This window comes from Microbacterium sp. NPDC055665 (assembly GCF_053618035.1).
The window spans coordinates 60,591-75,945 of the sequence record NZ_JBSHGY010000001.1 but is presented as its reverse complement, the minus strand read 5'-3'; the positions used below and the strand labels follow the sequence as shown (position 1 = coordinate 75,945).

The window sequence follows — 15,355 nt, the reverse complement described above, 5'->3', positions numbered from 1 at the left end:
CGGGGTGCACTGCGCCAGACTGGCGTGATGCACCCCGCGTTTCTCTATGTCCCCGGCGAGCGGTTGAGTCAGACCGAACTCAGCGCAGCCCGCATCGACGGTCATGTCGTCGACGTGGGCGACGCGTACATCCCGGCAGACCTCGTGGAGGGTCCGGACGTACGGGCGAGCACCATCGCCGCCCTCGTCCGGCCGGGCACCGCCGCCTGCAATCAGACGGCCGCATGGATCCACGGCGCGGGTGACACGCCGCCGGGAGTGCATCACGTCAAACGTTGCGTCGAACGTCGGATCCGTCCGGTCACCAGCTCACGCGTGGTGTTCCACGACACCCTGCTCCCCGAGACCGACATCTGGACGCTCGGCGGCATCGCGGTGTCCAGCCCGGCCCGGACGATGCTCGACCTCGCGACGACGCTGCATCGCGACCCCCGGGTGCTGCCGTGGATGGATCTTCTCGCCGTCGCATGCCCCGACACCCCGGAGGCGGCGCTGCGGGACCTGCAGGACCTTCGACGTGTGCCGGGCAGCCGCATGGGTGCAGCTGCTCTGCAGCGCCTCGCCCTCAGGAGGAGGTGACCCGGTAGACGTCGTAGACGGCGTCGATCCGACGGACGGCGTTCAGCACGCGGTCCAGGTGCACGGCATCGCCCATCTCGAAGACGAACCGGCTCAGTGCCAACCGCTCATCGGTGGTCGTGACGGTCGCCGAGAGGATGTTGACGTGGTGCTCGCTCAGCACCCGCGTCACGTCGGAGAGGAGGCCCGAGCGGTCGAGCGCCTCGACCTGGATCTGCACGCGGAACACGCTCTTCGTCGTCGGGGCCCATGAGACCTCGACGAAGCGGTCCTGCTCGTTGCTGAGCGCCTTGACGTTGACGCAGTCCGCCCGGTGCACCGAGACCCCGCTGCCCCGCGTCACGAATCCGACGATCTGGTCACCGGGAACCGGCGTGCAGCACTTGGCGAGCTTCACCAGGATGTCGTTGGCGCCGCGCACGAGCACACCGGAGTCGCCGGAACGCGGTTCACGCGTCGGGACGCTGCCGGGCAGATCGATCGCGCCCGTACTCGGATCGTTGGCCGCGACGAGAGCCGTGACCTTCTCGAGCACCGACTGCGTCGACACGTGTCCTTCGCCGACCGCGGCATAGAGCGCGGAGACGTCTTCGTAGTGCAGTCCACGAGCGACCTCGGCGAACGAGTCCTGGCTCATCAGCTTCTGCAGCGGCAGGTTCTGGCGGCGCATCGCGCGGGCGATGGCCTCCTTGCCCTGCTCGATGGCCTCTTCGCGACGCTCCTTGGTGAACCAGCCGCGGATCTTGTTCCGCGCACGCGTGCTCGCGACGAAACCGAGCCAGTCCTGGCTGGGCCCGGCATCGGGGTTCTTCGAGGTGAACACCTCGACCACGTCGCCGCTCTTGAGCTCCGACTCCAGGGGCACGAGACGGCCGTTGACCTTCGCACCCATCGTGCGGTGGCCGATCTCCGTGTGCACCGCGTAGGCGAAGTCCACGGGGGTCGCGCTGGCTGGGAGGCCGATCACCCGCCCCTTCGGCGTGAAGACGTAGACCTCCTTCGCACCGATCTCGAAGCGCAGCGAGTCGAGGAACTCCCCGGGATCGGCGGTCTCGGCTTGCCAGTCGGAGATGTGCGCGAGCCACGCCATGTCGGTATCGGAGGCGCGGACCTCGGTCTTGCCGCCGCCGTTCATCCGCTCCTTGTACATCCAGTGCGCGGCCACGCCGTACTCGGCCTGCTGGTGCATCTCGTGAGTGCGGATCTGGATCTCGACCGTGCGCCCGGCGGGGCCGATCACCGTGGTGTGCAGCGACTGGTAGAGGTTGAACTTCGGGGTGGCGATGTAGTCCTTGAACCGGCCGGGCAGCGGCGTCCAACGCGCGTGGATCGCACCGAGGACGGCGTAGCAATCGCGCACAGACGCGACGAGGACGCGGATGCCGATCAGATCGTAGATGTCATCGAACTCGCGTCCGCGGATGACCATCTTCTGGTACACCGAGTAGAGCTGCTTCGGACGCCCGACGACCTTGCCGCGGATGCGGAGATCGCGTAGGTCCTCATCGATCTCCTCGACGACCTGAGCGAGGTACTTCTCGCGCTGCGGGGTCCGCTGCGCGATGAGGCTGTGGATCTCGTTGTAGATCTTGGGGTGCAGCACGGCGAACGAGAGGTCTTCGAGCTCCGACTTGATCGCCTGGATACCGAGGCGGTTCGCCAGCGGGGCGTAGATCTCGAGGGTTTCCTTGGCCTTCTTCGTGGCCTTCTCCGGCGGGACGAAACCCCAGGTGCGCGCGTTGTGCAGTCGGTCGGCGAGCTTGATGAGCAGCACTCTGATGTCTTTCGACATCGCCACGATCATCTTCCGGACCGTCTCGGCCTGCGCACTCTCGCCGTACTTGACCTTGTCGAGCTTGGTCACACCGTCGACGAGCATCGCGACCTCGTCGCCGAACTCGGCGGTGAGATCGGTCAACGCGTAGCCGGTGTCTTCGACGGTGTCGTGCAGGAGTGCGGCGGCGATCGCCCGTGGTCCGAGGCCGAGTTCGGCGAGGATCTGGGCGACAGCCAGCGGGTGCGTGATGTACGGCTCGCCGCTCTGGCGCTTCTGCCCCTCGTGCTTCTCCTTGGCGACCGCGTATGCGCGTTCGATGACGGAGAAGTCGCCCTTGGGGTGGTTCGCTCGAACCGTGCGGATCAGGTTGTCGAGGTCGTTGATGCGGGACGCGCGGGAGAAGATGCGGGGAACCAGTCGTCGCAGACTAGAACCCTGCGATGACGTCTGCGGTTCCGCCATCAACTCACCTCCCGATCAGTTCATCCTACGCGTGCTGGGGGCGCCGAGCTTCCGCTCGGGCGCCCCTCAGGCCTCGACCGATGCCCGGCTGCGAGCCTCGCGGATGCGGGCGTCGCGCTCCTTGAGCTGCGGCTCGTTCTCGCGGAACAGCGAGTACAGCGGCGCAGCCACGAACAGCGTGGAGTAGGTCGCCACAAGGATGCCGACGAAGATGGACAGCGAGATGTCGGTGAGCGATTCCGCGCCGAGCCAGAAGGCGCCGATGAAGAGCACCGCGCCGACGGGCAGCGCCGCGACGACAGACGTGTTGATGGAGCGCACGAGCGTCTGGTTCACGGCGAGGTTCACGGATTCGCCGAACAGGCGCGCAGACTTCTCCCCGTCTTCGGTGGTGTTCTCCCTGATCTTGTCGAACACGACGGTGGTGTCGTACAGCGAGTACGCGAGGATCGTCAGGAAGCCGATGACGGCAGCCGGCGAGATCTCGAAGCCGGCCAGCGCATACACGCCGACCGTGATCACCAGCACGTCGAGCAGGCCGATGATCGCCGCCGCCGACATCTTCCACGTGCGGAAGTAGATCGCGAGGATGAGGAAGGTGAGCGCCAGGAAGATCGCGAGGCCCCAGAGCGACTGCTTCGTGACGTTCTCGCCCCAGGCGGGGCCGATGAACGACGACGCCACGTTGGACGGATCGACACCGTAGGCATCGGCGAGTGCTTCCGCGACCTCCTGCGTCTCGGCGGCGCTCATCTGGTCGGTCTGGACACGGATGTCCTTCTCGTTGACGACGACGACCTTGGTCGCAGCTCCCGGGACGACCGACTGGACGGCCTCCTTCGCCGTCTCCTGGTCGACCGTGTCCGGTGCCTGCACCGTGAACTGGGAGCCGCCGGTGAACTCGATCGAGAACTGGATGGGCCGGATGAGCGGAACGAGGGCCGAACCCACGACCAGCACGATCGCGATGATGAACCACAGGCGACGCTTGCCGACGAACGGGAAGGAGGTCTTGCCGGAGTAGAGGTTGTTTCCGAACTCATTCATGGAAGGCATCAGGCGTCTCCCTCACTTCCGGGCTTGGTGGGTCTGTCGCCCGCGAGTGCCTCGGCACGCTTGCGTTCCGCGATGGTCTGACGGCGATCCGCCTCGGCGCGCGAGCGGGCGTTCTTCGCCCCGCGACCGGCCGATGCCGTCGAGACCTCCCGATACTGGGAGCGGCTTCGATACACCGCGCCGAGCGCCTCGGGATCCAGGCCGGAGAGCTTGTGCCCACCGCCGAAGAACCGGGTGCGCGCGAGAAGCTGCATCACCGGGTGCGTGAAGATCACGAAGATGAACACGTCGATGAGGGTGGTGAGGCCGAGCGTGAACGCGAAGCCCTTCACCGTGGCGTCGGCGAGGATGTAGAGCACGACCGCGGCGAGGATGTTGATCGACTTCGAGATGTAGATCGTTCGCTTCGCGCGACCCCAGCCGTCTTCGACCGCGGCGGTGATCGACTTCCCGTCGCGGAGCTCGTCTCGTATTCGTTCGAAGTAGACGATGAACGAGTCGGCCGTGAAGCCGATCGAGACGATCAGACCGGCGACGCCCGCGAGCGAGAGCCGGAAGCCGAGGCGCCACGCGAGGATGCAGATGATGATGTAGGTCAGGACGGCCATCACCGCGATGGAGGCGATGATCACCGACCCGAGTGCCCGATACACGATGAGCGAGTAGATCGCGACGAGGGCGAGACCGATGAGGCCCGCGATCAGACCGATCTGCAGCTGCTGGGTTCCGAGCGTCGCGGAGATGGTGTCGGAGCTCTGCACGACGAAGCTGAGCGGCAGGGCACCGAACTTCAGCTGGTCGGCCAGGGTGGTCGCCGTCTCCTGCGTGAAGCTGCCCGAGATGCTGGGGCGGCCGTCGAGGATGACGCCGTTCATCCGCGGAGCGCTGATCACGTCGCCGTCGAGGACGAACGCGAACTGATCGCGCGGCGACAGTCCGTCGATACGGTTCTGGTTGAGCCGCGTGCTGACCTTGCCGAACGCGTCGCCGCCCTCACCGTTCATGGTCAGCTGCACGATCCATGCGCCGGACTTCTGGTCGCGACCGGCGGAGGCGTCGGTGATCGCAGTGCCGTCGAGCTCCGTCGGGCCGAGGAGGAACTTCTGCGTCTTGTCCGGGGAGCACGCGACGACCGGCTGATCCTTCGGAGCACGCGCCGGGTCGTTGTCGGGGTTCTCGCAGTCGTAGGCCTGGAACTCCGCTGCCAGCTTGTCTGTCACCCAGGACAGGTCGCTCGCATCGGTCGGCTCGGCGGTCGGCGTCGCATTGAGTGAGGGGTCCGGGCTGGGGTAGGGAGTGGAGTTCCCGTCCTCGCCGACGAACTCGGTGCTCGCGGCCGTCGTGTACAGCACGGGTCGCAGTTCGAGCTGCGCGCTCGCCTGAATACGCTCACGCGTCTGCGCGTCCGCCTCGCCCGGGATCTGGACGACGATGTTCTGTCCGCCCTCGGTCGTGATGTCGGCCTCGGCCACACCCGACGCATCGACGCGCTGGCGGATGATCGCCGCGGCCTGGTCGAGCTGCTCCTGCGTGGGAGCCGCTCCGTCCTCGGTCTCGGCGCTGAGGACGATCTGGGTGCCGCCCTGCAGGTCGAGCGCGAGCTCAGGAGTCCAGGAGCTGACCGGCTGTCCTTCGGCGTCCTTGATGACGTACACGCCCAGGGAGTTGATGCCGAAGAGCACACCCGTCACGAGGAGCAGGCCGAGGAGGACCCGCCAGGCGTGACGGACGGGAGAGGATGAAGCCACGTGTGTTCAGCTTTCTGGGAGGACGGAGATCCGAAGGGCCGCGCCGGCCGCGGAGATTACTTGTCGTCGGCGTCGCGCTCGAGGCGAGCGCGCGTCTCCTCGGGGGTCTCGAGTTCAGGGGCGGCCGCCTCTTCGACGACCGGCTCCTCGACCACGTCGACGGGCACGTCGACGACGGCGTCCTTGGGCTCGACGACGCGGAGGATCGCCTGGCTGTGGACATCGATGATGGTGCCGGGAGCGATCTCCACGAGTGCCGGCGTGTCGAGGTCCTCGGGGTCGTACGAGACGATCGTGCCGTAGATGCCGCCCTGCAGAAGGACCTTGGCGCCGGGCACGGTCTTGGTCGCCTTCTCCTCCTGTTCGGCCTTCATCTGCTTCGTGCGCTTGCGCGTGTTGAAGATCATGAAGACGAGGAGGACGGCGAGAAGGCCGAAGAGCAGGAATTCCATGGGCATGGGGGAAGCGCCTTTCTCAGGTGCACGCTCCAGCCTTTGGGCGCGCGAAGGTAACCGGGAAGTCTTCAGTGATTATAGGTCATCCAACTTAAGCATCCCGTCCGGATGCGCGACGCCGAGGTGCTCGTACGCTTCCGGCATCGCCACGCGACCACGCGGAGTCCGCCCGAGGAACCCGATGCGCACGAGGTACGGCTCCACCACGCTCTCCACGGTCTCGCCCTCTTCGCCGACCGCCACGGCGAGCGTGCTCAACCCCACCGGTCCCCCACGGAACCGGCGGACCAAGGCCTCCAGCACCGCACGGTCGAGCCGATCGAGACCGATCGCGTCGACATCGTAGAGTTCGAGCGCCGCGCGCACGTCGTGGATCGTCGCCCCACCGCCTCCGTGCACGAGCGCGTAGTCGCGGACCCGGCGCAGCAGGCGGTTCGCGATGCGAGGCGTGCCTCGGGAGCGGCGTGCGATCTCGGAGAGCGCATCGGTCGGCACGTCGACGCCGAGAACCGCGGCCGAGCGGGCGATGACCCTCTCGAGCTCGGACTCGTCGTAGAACTCGAGGTGTCCGGTGAACCCGAAGCGGTCGCGTAGCGGATTCGGCAGCAGACCGGATCGCGTCGTCGCACCGACCAGCGTGAAGGGCGAGAGCTCGAGCGGGATGCTCGTCGCTCCCGCCCCCTTCCCGACCATGATGTCGATCCGGTAGTCCTCCATCGCGAGGTACAGCATCTCTTCTGCAGAGCGCGCCATGCGGTGGATCTCGTCGATGAACAACACCTCGCCCGGCACCAGGCTCGAGAGCAGGGCAGCGAGGTCGCCGGCGTGCTGGATCGCCGGGCCGCTGGACAGGCGAAGCGGCCGCTCGCTCTCGTGGGCGACGATCATCGCCAGCGTCGTCTTGCCGAGTCCAGGAGGGCCGGCGAGGAGAATGTGGTCCGCAGGTCGGTTCTGGATGCGTGCGGCGTCGAGCAGCAGCTGCAGCTGACCGCGCACCTTCTGCTGTCCGACGAAGTCGCCGAGGCTCGTCGGACGCAGCGCGCCCTCGATGGCGAGCTCCGTCTCGTCGGAGGGCTCCGTCGCGTCGAGGGCATCAGACACGGGCCTGGCCTCCCTGCGCAGGGCCGAGGAGGGCGAGGGTGCGTCGCAACAGCAGGGCGACGGTTGCCCGCTCCGCCTCCGACGCCTCGGACGCCGTCTGGGCCGCTGCCTCGGCGGCCACCTTCTCCGACCACCCGAGACCGACCAGTGCCGCCGCCACCTGGGTGACGACATCGGTGCTGCCCGACACCGCGGACTTCGACGGCACAGCGAACGACTGCACCTTGCCGGCGAGCTGGAGCACGATGAGCTTCGCCGTCTTGGGGCCGATCCCGGAGACCCGCCGGAACGGCGCGTCGTCTTCCGCTGTCACGGCTTCGGCGATCTGATCCCCCGTGAGGTGCGAGAGCACTCCCAAGGCCGACTTCGGCCCGACCCCGGTCACGCTGATCAGGAGTCCGAAGATCTCGAGCTCGCCCCGGTCGGCGAAGCCGAACAGCGAGAGGGAGTCTTCGCGGACGATGAGGCTCGTGTGAAGAAGGAGCTTCTCCCCCACGGTCGCGGTGTGCGCGACGTCGGCGGGGACGGCGACGGCGAATCCGACACCACCCACGTCGACGACGACCTGATCGGACGTCGCATGCAGGACGACGCCGTGCAGTGAGGAGATCATCCCCTCAGCCTAGGGTGTGGTTCGGACGTATGTTCGAGCGACACGCTTCTCGGCGTCCGCCCAGGCCCGTTGCGCAGGAGTGAGCGCACCCGATCCGGATGCCGCAGGCCCTCCGCGCCGCCAGGCGTGGCACAGCGCGATCGCCAGAGCGTCGGCCGCGTCGGCCGGCTGCGGGAGCGCATCCAGCCGCAGGATGCGCGCGATCATCGTCTGCACCTGCCGTTTGTCGGCAGCACCGTAACCGGTGACGGCCGCCTTGACCTCGCTCGGGGTGTGCGTGGCTGCGGGCAGCCCGGATTCGGCAGCGATCAGCAGCGCGACTCCGCTGGCCTGTGCCGTGCCCATCACCGTGTGGGTGTTCTGCTGAGCGAACACCCGCTCGACGGCGACCGCGTCCGGGCGATGCTCCGCGATCACCTCACGGATTCCGGCGGCGACGATCGCCAGACGATCACCGATCTCGGCGTCCGGTGCCGATCGGATCACTCCGACGTGCACCAGTGTGCCGCGGCGCGAACGATCGACATCCACGACGCCGACACCGCAGCGCGTGAGGCCGGGGTCGATGCCGAGCACGCGCAGAGAGGAGGTCACTCCCCCAGGCTAGGCGGCCGAACCGACACGGACCGTCCGGCGCGCCTAGGCGTCGTCGTTCTCGAGCTCGGCCTGCACCTCGGCCGACAGGTCGAAGTTGGTGAACACGTTCTGCACGTCTTCGCTGTCTTCGAGCGCGTCGATAAGGCGGAAGATCTTGCGCGCGGTGTCGGCGTCGATCTCGACCTTGAGGTTCGGCACGAACTCGACGTCGGCGGACTCGTAGTCGATCCCGGCTTCCTGGAGTGCGCTGCGCACGGCCACCAGGTCGGTGGCCTCCGTGATGACCTCGAAGCCCTCGGCATGCGGCTCGATCTCCTCGGCGCCGGCCTCGAGTGCCGCCATCATGACATCGTCCTCGGTGGTTCCCTCGGAGCCGACGACGATGACGCCCTTGCGGCTGAAGTTGTAGGCGACGCTACCGGGGTCGGCCAGGGTCCCGCCGTTGCGGCTGAGGGCGGTGCGCACTTCGGCGGCCGCGCGGTTCTTGTTGTCGGTCAGACACTCGATCATGAGCGCCACGCCGTTGGGCCCGTATCCCTCGTACATGATCGAGAGGTACTCGACGGCCTCGCCGCCGATGCCGGCACCGCGCTTCACCGCGCGGTCGATGTTGTCCTTGGGGACGGAGGTCTTCTTGGCCTTCTGAACAGCGTCGAAGAGCGTCGGGTTGCCCGCCAGGTCGGGTCCGCCGAGCTTCGCGGCGACCTCGATGTTCTTGATGAGCTTGGCCCAGGACTTCGCGCGCCTGGAGTCGATGATGGCCTTCTTGTGCTTCGTGGTCGCCCACTTGGAATGCCCGGACATAAGTCTCCGCTCGTCGTATCCGCCCCGGAGCGTGCCCAGGGCGTCGTCCATTCTATAGAAACACGCGCGGTTCCCGATCCCGAACCGCCTTGTCCGACGCCGACCCCGGTGGGAGACTTGCGCGCATGGAGGATCGGGAGCGTGCTCTCGACGCCGCTCACCGCCGCGCGACGGAGTTCTTGGGGACTCTGGACGAACGTCCGGTGTGGCCGCGCGCGAGCCTGGAGGACATGCTGGGAGCGTTCGGCGGGTCCCTGCCCGAGCACGGGGCCGACCCCACCGCGGTCATCGAAGAGATGGCGGTGCGTGCCGATCCCGGGCTCGTGGCGATCCCCGGCGGTCGGTTCTTCGGTTTCGTGATCGGCGGCACACATCCGGCCGCGCTGGCCGCCGACTGGCTCGTCTCGGCGTGGGATCAGAACTCGGGTTCGTCCACCCTCACACCCGCCACAGTCGCGATGGAACGCGTCGCCGGGCAGTGGATGCTCGAGCTCTTCGGCCTCCCGACGACCGCCAGCGTCGGTTTCGTCACCGGCGGTCAGCTCGCCAACTTCACCTGCCTCGCAACCGCGCGACACGCGGTTCTGGCACGCGCGGGATGGGATATCGCCGAGCAGGGTTTCCACAATTCTCCCCCGCTGCGCTTCGTCGTCGGAGCCGACCGACACGGGTCGATCGACCGCGCCGCACGCTTTCTCGGGATCGGCCGGGCGGAGTTGATCGTCATCGCGTCCGACGACCAGGGCAGGATGCGTCCGGACTCCTTGGAGGCCGCGCTGGCAGAAGGAGACGGCCCGCTCATCGTGTGCCTGCAGGCGGGAGAGGTGCACACCGGCGCCTTCGACGACTTCGCCGCGCTGATCCCGATCGCACACCGGCACGGCGCGTGGGTCCACGTCGACGGCGCGTTCGGCCTGTGGGCGGCGGCGTCTCCCGCACTGAGCCACCTCACGGGCGGCATGGCGGATGCCGACTCATGGGCGACCGACGCCCACAAGACTCTGAACGTGCCGTACGACTGCGGCATGGCGATCGTGCGCGATCCGGCGGACTCCATCGCGGCCTTCCGCACCGGAGGCGACTATCTGATCTATTCGGGCCTCGACCCGTGGGATGTGACGCCCGAGCTCTCGCGGCGCGCCCGCGGGGTTCCCGCGTGGGCCGCGCTTCGCAGTCTCGGACGCTCGGGCATCGCCGAGCTGATGGATCGTCTGCACGCGAACGCCGTCGCGATCGCGGCGGGGCTCGCTTCGGTGGACACGGTGGAGATCCTCAACGACGTCGACTACACGCAGGTGATGTTCCGTCTCGACTCCGACGAGGCGACGCGTGCACTGGGCGCATCGATCCTCACGGATGGGACGGCCGCGATGACGGGGGCGGAGTGGGGCGGACGTGCGGCCCTGCGCTGCTCGGTGTCATCGTGGGCGACCACGACGGACGACGTCGACCGCACGGTGGAGGCCGTCCGCGGTCTCGTCGCCGCCGGTTCGCGCACCGAATGAGCGCGACGTTCGGCCGTGCTGCCGCCGCCTGCTAACGTCGAGGAACCCGTGCCCGGGGATATCGCGACGCTGCGAGCGAAGGGAACGTCACGATGAGCGCAGGCGCCGATCGCCTCCGACCGGAGTGGACTGCACTCCCCCTGGTGCTCCGCGCGCGCATCGTCGACGCTATCGGCGGCCGCTTCCTCGGCGACGTCCCGGCGCAGAGCGGGTTCAGTGCGGCATACGCCGGCGTCGTCACGACCACGAAGGGCAAGGCCTTCGTGAAGGCTTGTGCGCGGGATTGGCACCCCGACTCTCTGCGCTTCCTTCGTGCGGAGATGCGGATCCTGACGCTGCTCCCTCCGGCGATCGCCCCAGCGGTGTGGAGCGAGGTCGACGAGACCGCCGGTGTCGCGCTGGTGCTCGAGGCGATCGACGGACATCACCCGGGCAATCCCTGGTCGGCGGATGATCTGCAATCGATCGCTGAGACCCTCAGCATCCTCTCCTCGACGAAAGCACCGCTCGACCTGCCGGACGCGGGCGAGAGCATGAGCGACTTCACCCGATGGCAGCAGATCTCCCACGATGAGCGTCTGCTCGAAGGCCTCCCGCCGATGGTGCGGGAACGGATGACGGATCTGCTGCGCATCGAACAGGGCTTCCGTGAAGCAGTCAGCGGAGACGTCATCGCACACGACGACGTGCGTGCCGACAACATCCTCATCAGCGATGGGCGAGCTCGGTTCCTGGATTGGCCGCACGCCCGCCGCGGAGCCTCGTGGATCGATCTCCCGTGTCTGCTGCCGAGCGTCGAGGCCTCGGGCGGTCCCTCCTGCGAAGAGGCATGGCCGCTGTTCGAAGAGCACGGAGCCCCGCCGATGCGCGAGATGCTCCCCGTGATCTCCGGATTCGCGTCGTATCTCTGGCACGGACAGGCCCAGCCGGAGATCCCCCAGCTCCCCGGCCTGCGAGCGTTCCAGCGGGCGCAAGCCGGGCCCGCGCTGCGATGGCTCGCCGCACTGTTGTCCGAGACTCGCGACCGAGCCGAGTCGTCACGCGGGATGCACTAGCGCCCGGGTGGCGCAGGATGGACGCATGCGCAGATCACGACACATCACTCCTGCCGCTCGCATGTCGGAGGTGCGCGACGACGCGCCGACCCCGGCGGATGTGCTGCGGTATCTGGTCCATCTTCCGGATGACTACGACGCCGATCCGGGCAAGCTCTGGCCCCTGGTGCTGTTCCTGCACGGTGCGGGCGAACGAGGTTCCGACCTCGACCTCGCCGCGGTGCACGGCCCGCCGCGGCTGGCGGATGCCGGTCATGAGTTCCCCTTCATCCTCGTCACCCCGCAGTGCGGTGAGTCCAGCCAGTGGGTCGCGGAACTCTCGACGCTGTCCGGGCTGGTCGACGAGGTCGTCTCGATGCTCCGTGTCGATCCGGCCCGCGTATCGGTGACCGGGCTCAGCATGGGCGGCTTCGGAACCTGGAGCCTGGCGGTGCGCTATCCCGGTCGATTCGCCGCGATCGCGCCGATCTGCGGCGGGCTCTGGATGCAGAGTGCCGCGCCGATTCGTCACGTGCCCGTCTGGGCTTTCCACGGCGACGCCGACGATGTCGTACCGATCTCCGCCTCGGAGGAGATCATCACCGAACTCCGGTCGCTCGACGCGGACGTGCGGTTCACGCGCTATGCGGGCGTCGGCCACGATTCCTGGACCGAGACCTACGACAACCCCGAGCTTTACGGATGGCTGCTCTCCCACCGTCGCTAGCGCACGCACTTACGCAGCGAAGGTCTGAGCCTTCGCGAGGAACCGCTCGTGGAAGCGCGTCTCGCCGTCGACCTCCGGGTGGAAGCTCGTGCCGAGCAGGTTACCCTGCTCGACGGCCACGACCGTGCCGTCCGTGAGCGACGCCAGGACGCCGACACCGGCGCCCACCCGCTCCACGACGGGCGCGCGGATGAACGTCGCATGCACCGGATGCTCGCCGAGTTCGGGGACGACGAGCTCGGTCTCGAACGACTCCGTCTGGCGCCCGAAGGCGTTGCGACGGACGTCGATGTCCATCCCGCCGAAGGACTCCTGTCCGTCGATCCCATCGAGCACCGTGTCCGCCAGCAGGATGAGCCCGGCGCACGTGCCGTACACCGGCAACCCGGCACCGATCGCGGTGCGTATCGGCTCCTGCATGCCGAAGATGCGGGACAGCTTGTCGATCACGCTGGACTCACCGCCGGGGATCACGAGGCCGTCGACGGACGAGAGCTCTTCGGGTCGGCGCACCAGCACGACATCGGCGCCCAGGTGCGCGAGCAGGACGGCGTGCTCGCGCACGTCGCCCTGCAGCGCGAGGACTCCGACGCGGGTGTTACCAGCCACGCTCGGCGAGACGGTGGGGCGCGGGAAGGTCGCTGACGTTGATGCCGACCATCGCCTCGCCGAGCCCGCGGGAGACCTCGGCGATCACCTTGGCGTCATCGAAGAACGTGGTCGCCTTGACGATCGCCTTCGCGCGCTCAGCGGGGTTGCCCGACTTGAAGATTCCCGAGCCAACGAACACGCCGTCTGCTCCGAGCTGCATCATCATCGCGGCGTCCGCGGGGGTCGCGACGCCGCCGGCGACGAACAGCACGACGGGGAGGGTGCCGGTCTCGGCGATCTCCGCGACCAGCTCGTAGGGCGCCTGCAGCTCCTTGGCGGCGACGTACAGCTCATCCTTGGGCAGCGCAGCGAGGGCCGCGATCTCTCCACGGATCTTGCGGATGTGCTTCATCGCCTCGGAGACGTCACCGGTTCCGGCCTCACCCTTGGAGCGGATCATCGCGGCACCCTCGTTGATGCGGCGGAGCGCCTCGCCGAGGTTGGTCGCACCGCACACGAACGGCACCGTGAACTCGTACTTGTCGATGTGGTTCACGTAGTCGGCCGGAGAGAGCACCTCGGACTCGTCGATGTAGTCGACGCCGAGCTCCTGCAGCACCTGCGCCTCGACGAAGTGTCCGATACGCGCCTTCGCCATCACCGGGATCGAGACCGCATCGATGATGCTGTCGATCATGTCGGGGTCGCTCATGCGCGACACCCCGCCCTGCGCACGGATGTCTGCCGGCACGCGCTCGAGCGCCATGACGGCCACGGCGCCCGCGTCTTCGGCGATCTTGGCCTGCTCAGCGGTGACGACGTCCATGATGACGCCGCCCTTGAGCATCTCGGCGAGGCCGCGCTTGACGCGCGAGGATCCGGTGGTTGTCTGCTCGGTCATGGGGAACTCCTGTCGGATGCACCGAAGTCGGGTTTGATCTAGATCAAACGTAGCACTGTCCGATTCGACCTAGAATCGCTGAGGAGGATCATGAGCGACCAGATCACAGGCACCACCGCGTCGGAGATCGCCGACAGCGTGCGCTCGCTGCGCGACCGTGGCTCCCTGCAGCCGGGGAGCCTCCTGCCCCCGGTGCGCGAGCTGGCCGCCACCCTCGGCGTGAATCGCAACACCGCTGTGGCCGCGTACCGTCAGCTCGCGCAAGCCGGCCTGGTGGTCTCGCGCGGGCGCGCAGGCACCGTGGTCGCGGGCCTCGAAGCCGTCGCACAGGAGGGGTATGCCCCTGACACCGTGCTCCGCGACATCGGCACCGGCAACCCTGACCCCCGGCTCATCCCCGATCCTGCGCCGGCACTGATGACCATCGCCTCGCGCCCCGTCCTCTACGGCGAGCCCGTGATCGATCGCGGGCTCGAGGAATGGGCCAGGCAGTGGATCTCCGCCGACCTGGGCGACGTCGACTTCCGGATCACGATCACGAGCGGGGCCGTCGACGCCGTGGAGCGCCTGCTCGCTCAGGCACTCATGCGTGACGACGCCGTGGCCCTCGAGGACCCGTGCTTCCTGGCGAGCATCCACACCGTCCGCCTCGGTGGATATCGCGCCGTCCCGGTGCCTGTGGATTCCGAGGGAATGACGGTCGACGGGTTGCGGGCTGCACTGGACGCCGGAGTCCGGGCGATCATCTGCACACCCCGCGCGCAGAACCCCACCGGAGCGAGCCTCACCGCGTCGCGAGCCGCAGAGCTGCGGGCCGTGCTCGCCGACCACCCCTACGTCCTGATCATCGAGGACGACCACTTCTCGATGCTCTCGCAGCGCCCGTACGAGTCGCTCATCGGTCCGAGCCACCGCCGCTTCGCCCTCGTGCGCTCCGTGTCGAAGTTCCTCGGACCCGACATGTGCCTCGCGATCGCGGCGACCGATGCGGAGACAGCCGATCGGCTCGCGATGCGTCTGAGCCCCGGCACCACGTGGGTGAGCCACCTGCTGCAGCGTCTCGCACTGACCCAGCTGACCGACGACGCCGTGATGAGCGAGGTCGCCGCAGCGGCCGCCCACTACGCGGAGCGGAATGCCGCCTTCGCCGAGCGGCTGCGCGCCGGTGGGATCGACGCGACCGCATCCGACGGCATGAGCCTCTGGGTCGAGCTGCCCCAGCCCGCGCGCCTCGTCGCCGATCGGCTGATGCGCAGAGGATGGCTGGCCCGCACCGGCGACGACTTCGCGCTCGACGACCGCGCAGAACCGTCGCACCACCTTCGCCTGACCGTGCACGACCTGTCCGACGACGATGCCGCGACCCTCGTCGCCGACCTCGTCGCCGCCGGACGATGACCACCCC

General features: G+C 68.0%; 15 protein-coding genes. 5 read left to right on the top strand and 10 right to left on the bottom strand.

Annotation, left to right across the window (positions count from 1 at the left end):
• Positions 1 to 27: 27 nt before the first annotated feature.
• Positions 28 to 579 carry a type IV toxin-antitoxin system AbiEi family antitoxin gene (locus ACWGO6_RS00370; protein ID WP_452325559.1) on the top strand — a complete coding sequence of 184 codons (552 nt, stop codon included), beginning with the start codon at positions 28 to 30 and terminating at the stop codon, positions 577 to 579.
• Here ACWGO6_RS00370 and ACWGO6_RS00365 read toward each other — a convergent pair.
• The 8 genes from ACWGO6_RS00365 to ACWGO6_RS00330 form a co-directional block, all read right to left on the bottom strand.
• Positions 566 to 2,818, bottom strand: a complete 2,253-nt coding sequence (locus ACWGO6_RS00365; protein WP_136043972.1) for a RelA/SpoT family protein — start codon at positions 2,816 to 2,818, stop codon at positions 566 to 568. The genes ACWGO6_RS00370 and ACWGO6_RS00365 overlap by 14 nt on opposite strands.
• 66 nt (positions 2,819 to 2,884) lie before the next feature.
• Positions 2,885 to 3,874, bottom strand: coding sequence for a protein translocase subunit SecF (gene secF / locus ACWGO6_RS00360; RefSeq protein WP_136043973.1), 990 nt, complete (start codon positions 3,872 to 3,874; stop codon positions 2,885 to 2,887).
• On the bottom strand, positions 3,874 to 5,622 hold the full coding sequence (secD, locus tag ACWGO6_RS00355) for a protein translocase subunit SecD (RefSeq protein ID WP_452325558.1): 1,749 nt from the start codon (positions 5,620 to 5,622) through the stop codon (positions 3,874 to 3,876). Before secD ends, secF begins: the two co-directional genes overlap by 1 nt.
• 56 nt (positions 5,623 to 5,678) lie before the next feature.
• Complete coding sequence (locus tag ACWGO6_RS00350; protein ID WP_446724536.1) at positions 5,679 to 6,080, bottom strand: preprotein translocase subunit YajC; 402 nt, start codon at positions 6,078 to 6,080, stop codon at positions 5,679 to 5,681.
• A gap of 72 nt (positions 6,081 to 6,152) precedes the next feature.
• Positions 6,153 to 7,178 carry a Holliday junction branch migration DNA helicase RuvB gene (ruvB, locus tag ACWGO6_RS00345; RefSeq protein ID WP_452325557.1) on the bottom strand — a complete coding sequence of 342 codons (1,026 nt, stop codon included), beginning with the start codon at positions 7,176 to 7,178 and terminating at the stop codon, positions 6,153 to 6,155.
• Positions 7,171 to 7,791: a Holliday junction branch migration protein RuvA gene (gene ruvA, locus ACWGO6_RS00340; protein ID WP_452325556.1), complete on the bottom strand. Its 621-nt coding sequence runs from the start codon at positions 7,789 to 7,791 to the stop codon at positions 7,171 to 7,173. Before ruvA ends, ruvB begins: the two co-directional genes overlap by 8 nt.
• A gap of 9 nt (positions 7,792 to 7,800) precedes the next feature.
• A complete protein-coding gene (gene ruvC, locus ACWGO6_RS00335) occupies positions 7,801 to 8,385 on the bottom strand; it encodes a crossover junction endodeoxyribonuclease RuvC (RefSeq protein WP_136043977.1) in 585 nt (194 codons plus the stop codon).
• Positions 8,386 to 8,430: 45 nt separating this feature from the next.
• Positions 8,431 to 9,192, bottom strand: a complete 762-nt coding sequence (locus ACWGO6_RS00330; RefSeq protein WP_136044057.1) for a YebC/PmpR family DNA-binding transcriptional regulator — start codon at positions 9,190 to 9,192, stop codon at positions 8,431 to 8,433.
• 125 nt (positions 9,193 to 9,317) lie between these two features.
• Between ACWGO6_RS00330 and ACWGO6_RS00325 the strand changes: the two genes are divergently transcribed.
• The 3 genes from ACWGO6_RS00325 (at position 9,318) to ACWGO6_RS00315 (ending at position 12,458) form a co-directional block, all read left to right on the top strand.
• Positions 9,318 to 10,697 carry a pyridoxal phosphate-dependent decarboxylase family protein gene (locus ACWGO6_RS00325; protein WP_452325555.1) on the top strand — a complete coding sequence of 460 codons (1,380 nt, stop codon included), beginning with the start codon at positions 9,318 to 9,320 and terminating at the stop codon, positions 10,695 to 10,697.
• A 92-nt stretch (positions 10,698 to 10,789) separates the two neighbouring features.
• Entirely contained in the window at positions 10,790 to 11,752 is a 963-nt protein-coding gene (locus ACWGO6_RS00320; protein WP_452325554.1) for a phosphotransferase, read from the top strand.
• Positions 11,753 to 11,777: 25 nt separating this feature from the next.
• A complete protein-coding gene (locus tag ACWGO6_RS00315; RefSeq protein WP_452325553.1) occupies positions 11,778 to 12,458 on the top strand; it encodes a carboxylesterase family protein in 681 nt (226 codons plus the stop codon).
• 9 nt (positions 12,459 to 12,467) lie between these two features.
• Here ACWGO6_RS00315 and pdxT read toward each other — a convergent pair whose 3' ends face one another.
• The gene (gene pdxT / locus ACWGO6_RS00310; RefSeq protein WP_452325552.1) at positions 12,468 to 13,067 is read right to left on the bottom strand and encodes a pyridoxal 5'-phosphate synthase glutaminase subunit PdxT; all 600 of its coding nucleotides are present in this window, start codon (positions 13,065 to 13,067) and stop codon (positions 12,468 to 12,470) included.
• Positions 13,057 to 13,950, bottom strand: coding sequence for a pyridoxal 5'-phosphate synthase lyase subunit PdxS (gene pdxS / locus ACWGO6_RS00305; protein WP_029263308.1), 894 nt, complete (start codon positions 13,948 to 13,950; stop codon positions 13,057 to 13,059). The genes pdxT and pdxS overlap by 11 nt, the downstream gene beginning before the upstream one ends.
• A gap of 90 nt (positions 13,951 to 14,040) precedes the next feature.
• On the opposite strand from pdxS, the gene ACWGO6_RS00300 reads away from it, so the two are divergent.
• On the top strand, positions 14,041 to 15,348 hold the full coding sequence (locus tag ACWGO6_RS00300; RefSeq protein ID WP_452325551.1) for an aminotransferase class I/II-fold pyridoxal phosphate-dependent enzyme: 1,308 nt from the start codon (positions 14,041 to 14,043) through the stop codon (positions 15,346 to 15,348).
• Positions 15,349 to 15,355: the final 7 nt, after the last annotated feature.

What these genes read in the sequence shown, in the direction of transcription:
- ruvA (WP_452325556.1), bottom strand. Translation starts at nt 7,791, where the DNA reads ATGATCTCCTCACTGCACGGCGTCGTCCTGCATGCGACGTCCGATCAG.
- ACWGO6_RS00330 (WP_136044057.1), bottom strand. Translation starts at nt 9,192, where the DNA reads ATGTCCGGGCATTCCAAGTGGGCGACCACGAAGCACAAGAAGGCCATC.
- ACWGO6_RS00325 (WP_452325555.1), top strand. Translation starts at nt 9,318, where the DNA reads ATGGAGGATCGGGAGCGTGCTCTCGACGCCGCTCACCGCCGCGCGACG.
- ACWGO6_RS00365 (WP_136043972.1), bottom strand. Translation starts at nt 2,818, where the DNA reads ATGGCGGAACCGCAGACGTCATCGCAGGGTTCTAGTCTGCGACGACTG.
- pdxS (WP_029263308.1), bottom strand. Translation starts at nt 13,950, where the DNA reads ATGACCGAGCAGACAACCACCGGATCCTCGCGCGTCAAGCGCGGCCTC.
- ACWGO6_RS00370 (WP_452325559.1), top strand. Translation starts at nt 28, where the DNA reads ATGCACCCCGCGTTTCTCTATGTCCCCGGCGAGCGGTTGAGTCAGACC.
- ACWGO6_RS00300 (WP_452325551.1), top strand. Translation starts at nt 14,041, where the DNA reads ATGAGCGACCAGATCACAGGCACCACCGCGTCGGAGATCGCCGACAGC.
- secF (WP_136043973.1), bottom strand. Translation starts at nt 3,874, where the DNA reads ATGCCTTCCATGAATGAGTTCGGAAACAACCTCTACTCCGGCAAGACC.
- ACWGO6_RS00350 (WP_446724536.1), bottom strand. Translation starts at nt 6,080, where the DNA reads ATGCCCATGGAATTCCTGCTCTTCGGCCTTCTCGCCGTCCTCCTCGTC.
- ACWGO6_RS00315 (WP_452325553.1), top strand. Translation starts at nt 11,778, where the DNA reads ATGCGCAGATCACGACACATCACTCCTGCCGCTCGCATGTCGGAGGTG.
- ACWGO6_RS00320 (WP_452325554.1), top strand. Translation starts at nt 10,790, where the DNA reads ATGAGCGCAGGCGCCGATCGCCTCCGACCGGAGTGGACTGCACTCCCC.